Here is a 7,704-nt window from a genome sequence, read left to right as displayed (position 1 = left end):
ATGACCCTGCATCTCCAGCCCGTGCGTGTCGCCACCAGCAGTGAAGACAGCGACGGTCAGCTTGTGTTCGCAGATGGGTTCCTTGTGGCGGTGCTGGTGCACCTGTCCGGGCAGCACGGGTCCAACGCGGGCATGTGGTTCTTGGAGGCTGGGTTCGGCCTGACCGCGGTGATGAGCGCGCCCCTGTTCCTGGACGTGGACGCGGCTCAAGACTGGATCGGGCGGCACCTCGGGACCAAGCGGGTCGGCGTGTAGCTCGAACTATAGAGCGGGGAGGTTGCTGGAGCCATCGCCGCACGGATGACCTGCTGCCTCATCCGACCAGGGGTCAATGGCAGTTACTTCCATCATGGCACTTAGAGAACATGACCCAGCCTGATCCCCAGACCTGCGAAGTGAAGATCAAAGGCAAGTGGCGTCCGGTCAGCCTTGATAAGGCAGTGAGTCGTTATGCAGTGGTCATGAAGCGTTGCCCGGCCTGCCACGGACCCGTATCAATCAACGGTGCCTACAGCGGCCCCACGTTCGGTAAGACGATGACGCATCGGAGGGCGCACAGCGGCTGCCCCCTCAAGCCAGACACCTACTCGGGTACATTCTCGCCGCATCCGCTGGCGCTTACCTGACCATCTAATCAGGGCCGCCGTCCGATCCGATCACGTGCTGTAGGAAAGAGCGAACACAACACGCAATAATTTTACGAGGACTGTCGCTACAGCTTCGCAGCCTCGCGAGGTAGTGGTTGAAATCTAATGCTTGCTATCCCTAGTGGGGGGTACTTCCGGCTAACCTTGAATGGCTAAAGCGTCTGCTTTCAAGTGCTCCGATGGGCGCACCACCTCTGATCGGCTTCGAAGAGGCTTGAGCAGCCCAGCCTAACGTGATGGTCACAACCGCGATATATCTTGACTGCGATATATCGAGATCCATATCTCTCGCTCATGAGACATAGACATGAGGACGGGCTGGACCTGTCCGGAAGCCAGCGCAGGGATGATAATCACCGCGGGCACGGTGGCCATCACCATCACGGGCACCGACACAAAGGTCGCCATGGCGGCAGGATGTTCGACTACGGCGAACTGCGCCTGCTCGTGTTGGCCATGATCGCCGAGAAGCCCCGCCACGGCTACGAGTTGATGCGGGTGCTCGAAGAGCGCACGGGTGGCGGCTACAGCCCCAGCCCTGGCGTGATCTACCCGACGCTCGCATGGTTGGAGGACATGGGCTACGCCCAGGTCGAGGTCGAGGATGGCGGACGCAAGTCGTACCGCATCACGCCCGAGGGCGAAGCCTTCCACGCCACCAATCGCGGTCTTGCCGAAGCCCTGCTCGCCCGCATCACCTCGCCAGGAAGCGGCCACCGTCACGGTGAGCCCGCCCCCGTGACCCGCGGGATGGAGAACCTCAAGCTGGCGCTGCGCCTGCGCCTCAGAAACGGATCGATCGACCAAGCGACGGCCGAGAAGATCGCCGCCGCCCTCGATGCAGCAGCCCTGGCCGTTGAGCGCGCATGATGGACGAGACGATCGCAGCCGTGCTGAATAGCTATCACGAGCGAATTCAGCAGGAACGGACGCAGCCCCGCGAGGCGCCGGGGGGCCGGGATGGTGGGCAGGACCAGCGCATGCGGGCCGTGGGGCCGCAGACCGGCCAGCTTCTCAACATCCTGGCGCGCAGCCTCGACGCGCTGACCATCCTCGAACTCGGCACGTCGTTCGGCTACTCGGGCATCTGGCTCGCAGAGGCGGCACGGGCGAGCGGGGGCCGCCTCATCACGATGGAGGTGCACGCGTACAAGTCCGCGTTCGCCCGCGACATGGCCCAGAGGGCCGGGCTCGCCGACCGCATCGACTTTCAGGTTGGCGACGCGGTCGAGATGATCCGCGCGTTGCCGGACGGCATCGACTTCGTCCTGGTTGATCTGTGGAAGGACCTCTACGTGCCGTGCCTGGAGGTATTCTATCCCAAGCTTAACCCCGGAGCGATCATCGTGGCCGATAACATCCGGACCGATCGCTCCGACGTGACGGACTACGTCCGGGCGGTCCGCGCCAAGCCCGACATGACGAGCGTCATGCTGCCCGTGGGACAAGGCATCGAGATCAGCCGGTACGGGGACGGTGCCTCGCATGCGTAGGCGGGTCTTTCTTGCTCTGACTGGCGCCGTCGCCATTTGCACGCTGCTTCGCGCCTCGGGAGGCGGCTTGGCGAACCCGGCTCACGGTGCGGGCGCCGCGCAGACGCAGGCCATCGCCGCTGCGGCGACGGCCTTCCTGAGCACGCTGAGCGACGAGCAGCGGGCCGCGGTGCAGTTCGCCTTCGAGCCGCAACCGAAGGCGACCGCTGCCCACTTCAGGGGCGGCATGCGCAGCGACGTGGACATGGTCGGCGAGCAGTATGGTCGGGCGATGTGGTCGAACTTCCCGGTCAGCGACGTGCCGCGTCCGGGTCTGCGCTTGGGTAGCCTAGATGATGCACAACGCGAAGCCGCCATGGCGCTCTTGCGGGTGCTGTTGAGCGACAGGGGCTATCGCAAGGTGCTCGACATCATGGGGTCTGACCAAGCCTTAGCGGACACCGGCACGCCTTACGCCTCAGGACGTGCAGCCTACACCCTCGCCATCTTCGGGACGCCAAGCGTCACCGATTTCTGGATGGTGCAGTTCGGCGGGCATCATCTGGCGCTCAACGTCACCATGCTGGGCGGCCATGCCGTGCTGGCACCTGTCCTGACGGGGTGCTTACCCGCGATCTACGAGGAGGACGGGAAGCGGGTCCGCGCCCTCGCTGCCGAGAACGACAAGGCATTCGCCCTGCTTGACACGTTCGACAGCAAGCAGCGCGGATGGGCCGTCATCGGCCACCCCGTGTCGGAATTGGTGCTCGGGCCGGGACGCGATGGGGTGACGATGCTACCCGTTGGTGTGAAGGGCTCGACGCTGGCCCCGCGGCAGCGCGAGATGCTATTCGACCTCATTCATGAATGGGCGGGCTTGCTCAACGACGTTCATGCCGCCCCTCGCTTGTCGGAGATCAGGGACGGGCTGGACGAAACCTTCTTCGCCTGGAGCGGTCCGACGACCCGCAAGCCGGACCGGAATGGCGCATCGTACTTCCGCATCCAGGGACCGAGGCTGTTCATCGAGTTCTCACCGCAGGAACCGGGCGGCGATCTGACGATGCACGTCCACACCATCTACCGGGATCCCGGAAACGCCTACGGGCGGGCACTGACGACGTAGCCTCCGCGACACGTCCGCTTCCAATATGAAAGTTCAGTGCTGCTTGCGGACCTCGCGAATGGGTTCAGTAAGACGCAGACAATGCCCGCCCCCTCGATCCATCTGAGAGATTGAGTTTGGCCGCGAGTTCGTTCGCGAGCGAGGAGGGACGCGTGACGCTGCCGCAACACGACCTCGATCTAACGCAGGTAATTTTAGCGGCGCTTCCCATCCGTCATGTTGGTCGAACCGGATCCACTCCGGGCAGTCCTGTTGGCTCTGGGCTTTTCCCCCTCGATCCACGGCTGACGAGGTCGCTCTTCACAGAAGGAGCATGCTGAATGGGAGCCGATTGTGCGAAGCCTCCTGAATTCTGGGACACGCTCGCTGAGCAAGTCTCGGCCAAGGTCGAGCCGGTTCTGCAACAGCACGCGCGCATGCGCCAGCCCGTGATCGTCTATCTGCGCGACCTGGAGGTCCTAGCCCGCCAGGAATGCGACAGACGGGAGGTGATCCAGATCATCGCATCAGGGCGCCGCATCCTCGGTGACCGGGAACAGGTCGGACGCCCGGACGGTCCTTTTTCGCGCACCTAGATCATGGTCATGCGCTGATCCTTGCGATGAGGCGCGTGACCGTGGTGGGTCAGGGTTAGCAGGGCGTAAAGCCGTGCAGCGTGGAACGCTCCAGTAAGCTCTCACTCCATAGGCCAGCTTCATCGTATCGACGCGCTAGTCCTGGCCCACTCTGCGGCGATGATCGCCCGCCGCGCTTCTGCATAGACTTGCGATAGCTCTGCGACTTTCTGTAGGACGGCTTCCATCATGTCAGGACCACCCAGGGCCGCCAGCGCTCGGCCCTGTCGTCGGATCGCGGTCCGATGGTCAACAGCTTTGGGAGCGTTCGGCGTGCGCTCGATGGCCAGGACTAAAACCGTGAGCGTACCCACCGCGGCATCGACCTCGGAGATGCCCGGTCGGACACGTGGCGTCGTCTTCAATGGCGTGAGGCTCCCCGGAATGTCTGCGTGGTGTCCGAGGGAGTAGACGCAGAGGTCGTGCCGGGCTCGCCGAAAAGCGGCACCAGCGTCAGCCTGCGGTGAGACGCTTGGTGTTGAAGGCGACGTGCTCACGGTAGCGGGCGATGACCATCTCGGGCGAGCCGCCGGTCATCAGCGTCATCATGGCCTCACCGGCAGCGTGCATCTTCTCGATCACCATGGACTGCGCCTCGGCCATCCCCTCGCTGCCGCCCCAGGCAAGCCGGACCAACCGCAGTTCGACCACGCGCTGGGCCTCGATCGCGAGCATCATCGACGAGAAGAAGGGGTTGTGCACGGCATGCTCCAGGCCGCAGCAATTGCTGCCTAGGCTGAATGCGCCTCAGCCTCAGAGCGATCCTGGCGGTTAGCGCATGACGGATCTGCATTATGTGCCCAGTAGGGCTGTTTCGCTGGGTCGAACGAACGTAGTCCGTAACATGGCACTACCGCTGCGATCACGCCAACGTGAACTTCTCAGGGGAAATGAAATGTAGCATTTAGGACGATCGGGCAGTTGTGCGCTTCGACGGGCCGCCGTGCGCATGCAGTTCCCCAGTTTATCCATCTCAACAATCACGAATTTGGGATCGCGACGACCTGCCTACTTCGAGTTGAAATTAATTAGATCTTCGGCGGCGAAAATTCACTCTCACGCGACTTGAAGCTGTTCCGCGGTTGGTTGTCCTCATGTATAAATCCAACCATGACGTGCGCAAGCAGGTGCTTCTGAGCATGACGATCCTGCTGACTTTCGTGGGCATTGCCATCGCCGCGCTGCCGGACGCCGAGCACGTCATCTCGCAGAAGGGCAGGCAGTTCCGACCAGGGGCGATAGGTCTGCATCCGGGCGAGCACATCACCATTGTCAACGACGATGCCGACCTGATCCACCACGCCTACATCGACGCACCCGATCTCACCTACGACTCCGGTGACCAGGATCCCGGCACCAGGGCTGTTATCAGCTTCCCGAAGGGCGGCGATTTCCTGGTACTCTGCGGCATCCATCCAAAGATGAAGCTCGCCGTCCATGTCGAGTAGATCGATGAAGCTGACGCTTGGGTGACGGCCTAGCCAGGGTCAGATCACCGGCCAGTTCCCGACCACGACCGCGGTGCCGAACAGGGCCTCGTGGCCGACGTAGTACAGGACCAAGAACACCGCGAGCGCGGCGCCATACCCAGCCGGGACGAGGGCGACATCCCGCACCCGAACCGTGCGGCGTGTATCGTCGGCGGCGATGCCAAGCAGCACCACGATGATGCCGGAGTGGCCGATCGCGTCCACCTTGCCGAACTCGAAGATCGCCGAGACGAAGATCGCGGTCAGGATGATCGCGGAGGCGCGCCGCACCAGGGGCGTCCAGATCAGCGAGAACGCCAGGGTGAACTCGATCACCCCGGCCGACTGCATGAACAGGCCGGGCGATGCCCCCATGGTCATCTCGGGCTTGGCGGACAGCAGCGGAGCGGTCCACTCGGGGTAGGCCCACTTCTCAATCGAGGCCCACATCAAGGTGACGGCGGCGGTGTAACGCACGATGTCGAGCGGACGGACGCCAAAGGGCCGCCGGTCGAGGCCCTGGAGGACGAGGTAGGCGGTGATGCCGAGGAAGATCGGGTAGTCGGCGAGGTGGAACAAGCCGTACTGCCACGTGGCCAAGCCGAACAGGAACAGGAGACCGACACCTGCGAGCGGCATAGCCCGGCGCCAGATCAGGCAGGCGGCCATGGCGAGTTGCAGCCACGGCACCCAGGCGAGGTCGGTCTTGAGTTCCGGGGTCAGGATGATGCCGCCGAGACCCCAGAGCGAGACCAAGAAGAAGCCGAGAGTCGCGCGTACCAGGAGTTCGGTGTCGGTGCGGATCCGGGTGGTGACGCGGTCGAGCGCGTTAAGCAGCGCGCCGCCGAGCGGCGTTCCTTCGGCGAGGCAGCCGAACATCAGGCAGACCAGCGCGAGGCCGGTGAGCCACTCGAAGTCCGGGCAGAGCACCTGTTCGAGGCCGCGTGGCTGCCCGGCGACATCGTAGGCGCAGAACCACTTCACGTGGGCGCTGGCCGAGCCGGTCCCAGCGAGCAGCGCCAGCGGCGCGAGGAGGGCTCCAGTGAGCCCCCGCTGGCGCGAGGAGAGCCACGACATCGCGACCCGAACCATGAGGAGCCTCACTACGCAGCGGGCGCTCACCCGCCTACGTATTTCCTCACAAGTTGCCGTATCCCGTCAACGAAGAATTAACGAAGATGACAAAGTGGTTAACAGGCGCCGTTGAGTGCCGATGCCGAAACTAAACAAGGTTAACGGCACTATAATAGCAGTGTGGCGCGATCATGCACTCGTATGATAACATCAGTCCGGCACCGAAGGGCTCTGGGGTGTAGACAGGTGACGTGACTGCGGTTCTGTACGATGAATGTCGGGGCCGACCGCTACGCTTTCCGTTCAAGGAGGGCGATACCGTCTACGTGCTGGCGAGGGCCGTGAACGTCTTGCTCTACAGCCCTGACCCGCTCGGCTCAGCCGCTCGATCTCCTTCGGGCCTGCGCCTTATACCCGCAAGGTATGCGGCACGGGGTACACCCGAGCGTCGGTCAATGCTGCGGGATCTCGGGCTGGTCGAGGAGCGGCAGATGGGCGGGGCCGCCGGGTGGTTCCTGCTACCGGCCGAGCGTGAGTTAATGGCAGAGGTCAGGATGGGCGAGCCACGGGATCCCTAGCTGCCCTTCGCCCAAACTCCCAGATCGGCGGGACCCCTCTGCTTTCTATTCGACCTCCTTGTTAGTTGCGTCAACACAACACAATGGCGCGATCTTCAGACGGCGTCAGATAGTTCAGATAGAGCCTTTTTGTCAATCTAAGCGCGAATGAATTATGATTATATGCAACCCGTGGTTATATAAATCGTCATTTCTATAACTTATGATACCGCAATTATACTCCGTAAATTCAATACAGAACTGGTCAAATATACAGCGAATTCACCTCTATTTAATATATTTTAGGTGAGATCAGCCACAACTTTTACGGGCAGGGAGAAAGGCCAGCGGGCGCGTCGAGATGGCGACTCAACAGGTGCGCGAGGCTGCACGTAGGGTCGGCTGATGGATGTCGGCGGCACGCCAGCCGTATCGACAATTTAGGCAGCGACGGACGGGCCGAATTCTCCCCGTCTCTCTTCGCCCTAACAACATAATATCAGGCTAGGTCGTGAACCCATAACGGGTGGCACGGTTTGGTCGGGGCATCGTTGGTTCTTCGAATGGAGGACCGAGGATGGCGCGGTTTGACCTGACGGATGCAGAGTGGGCGGTGATCGAGCCGATTCTGCCGACGGACGTACGCGGCAAGGATCGGGTGGACGACCGACGGGTGCTGAACGGGATCTTCTGGCGGCTGCGCACGGGTGCGCCGTGGGCCGACATCCCGGCGCGTTACGGGCCC

9 protein-coding genes are annotated in these 7,704 nt (G+C 62.7%); 7 read left to right on the top strand and 2 right to left on the bottom strand.

Annotation, left to right across the window (positions count from 1 at the left end):
• The 5 genes from MKL20_RS13895 to MKL20_RS13875 form a co-directional block, all read left to right on the top strand.
• Positions 1–255 (top strand): hypothetical protein (locus MKL20_RS13895; RefSeq protein WP_244037157.1); only part of this gene is annotated, 255 nt, incomplete at its 5' end.
• 809 nt (positions 256–1,064) lie between these two features.
• On the top strand, positions 1,065–1,517 hold the full coding sequence (locus MKL20_RS13890) for a PadR family transcriptional regulator (RefSeq protein ID WP_244037156.1): 453 nt from the start codon (positions 1,065–1,067) through the stop codon (positions 1,515–1,517).
• Positions 1,517–2,140 carry an O-methyltransferase gene (locus MKL20_RS13885; protein ID WP_244037160.1) on the top strand — a complete coding sequence of 208 codons (624 nt, stop codon included), beginning with the start codon at positions 1,517–1,519 and terminating at the stop codon, positions 2,138–2,140. The genes MKL20_RS13890 and MKL20_RS13885 overlap by 1 nt, the downstream gene beginning before the upstream one ends.
• Before the next feature lie 67 nt (positions 2,141–2,207).
• The gene (locus MKL20_RS13880) at positions 2,208–3,245 is read left to right on the top strand and encodes a DUF3500 domain-containing protein (protein WP_244037155.1); all 1,038 of its coding nucleotides are present in this window, start codon (positions 2,208–2,210) and stop codon (positions 3,243–3,245) included.
• A 320-nt stretch (positions 3,246–3,565) separates the two neighbouring features.
• Positions 3,566–3,820, top strand: a complete 255-nt coding sequence (locus MKL20_RS13875) for a hypothetical protein (RefSeq protein WP_244037154.1) — start codon at positions 3,566–3,568, stop codon at positions 3,818–3,820.
• A gap of 492 nt (positions 3,821–4,312) precedes the next feature.
• Here MKL20_RS13875 and MKL20_RS13870 read toward each other — a convergent pair whose 3' ends face one another.
• Positions 4,313–4,561, bottom strand: coding sequence for a hypothetical protein (locus MKL20_RS13870; protein WP_244037153.1), 249 nt, complete (start codon positions 4,559–4,561; stop codon positions 4,313–4,315).
• Positions 4,562–4,998: 437 nt separating this feature from the next.
• On the opposite strand from MKL20_RS13870, the gene MKL20_RS13865 reads away from it, so the two are divergent.
• On the top strand, positions 4,999–5,307 hold the full coding sequence (locus tag MKL20_RS13865) for a hypothetical protein (protein ID WP_244037152.1): 309 nt from the start codon (positions 4,999–5,001) through the stop codon (positions 5,305–5,307).
• A gap of 39 nt (positions 5,308–5,346) precedes the next feature.
• Here MKL20_RS13865 and MKL20_RS13860 read toward each other — a convergent pair whose 3' ends face one another.
• Positions 5,347–6,405: a hypothetical protein gene (locus MKL20_RS13860; protein WP_244037159.1), complete on the bottom strand. Its 1,059-nt coding sequence runs from the start codon at positions 6,403–6,405 to the stop codon at positions 5,347–5,349.
• A 1,131-nt stretch (positions 6,406–7,536) separates the two neighbouring features.
• Between MKL20_RS13860 and MKL20_RS13855 the strand changes: the two genes are divergently transcribed.
• The coding region (locus MKL20_RS13855) for a transposase (protein ID WP_244037158.1) at positions 7,537–7,704 on the top strand (168 nt) is incomplete at its 3' end.

It is taken from the genome of Methylobacterium sp. E-066 (assembly GCF_022829635.1).
GTDB lineage: Bacteria > Pseudomonadota > Alphaproteobacteria > Rhizobiales > Beijerinckiaceae > Methylobacterium.
Note: the sequence above shows the minus strand (reverse complement) of the source record. Positions and strands in the feature narration are given on the sequence as shown.

Coding starts and splice junctions, on each gene's coding strand:
- MKL20_RS13890 (WP_244037156.1), top strand. CDS start 1,065: ATGTTCGACTACGGCGAACTGCGCCTGCTCGTGTTGGCCATGATCGCC.
- MKL20_RS13885 (WP_244037160.1), top strand. CDS start 1,517: ATGGACGAGACGATCGCAGCCGTGCTGAATAGCTATCACGAGCGAATT.
- MKL20_RS13875 (WP_244037154.1), top strand. CDS start 3,566: ATGGGAGCCGATTGTGCGAAGCCTCCTGAATTCTGGGACACGCTCGCT.
- MKL20_RS13865 (WP_244037152.1), top strand. CDS start 4,999: ATGACGATCCTGCTGACTTTCGTGGGCATTGCCATCGCCGCGCTGCCG.
- MKL20_RS13860 (WP_244037159.1), bottom strand. CDS start 6,405: ATGTCGTGGCTCTCCTCGCGCCAGCGGGGGCTCACTGGAGCCCTCCTC.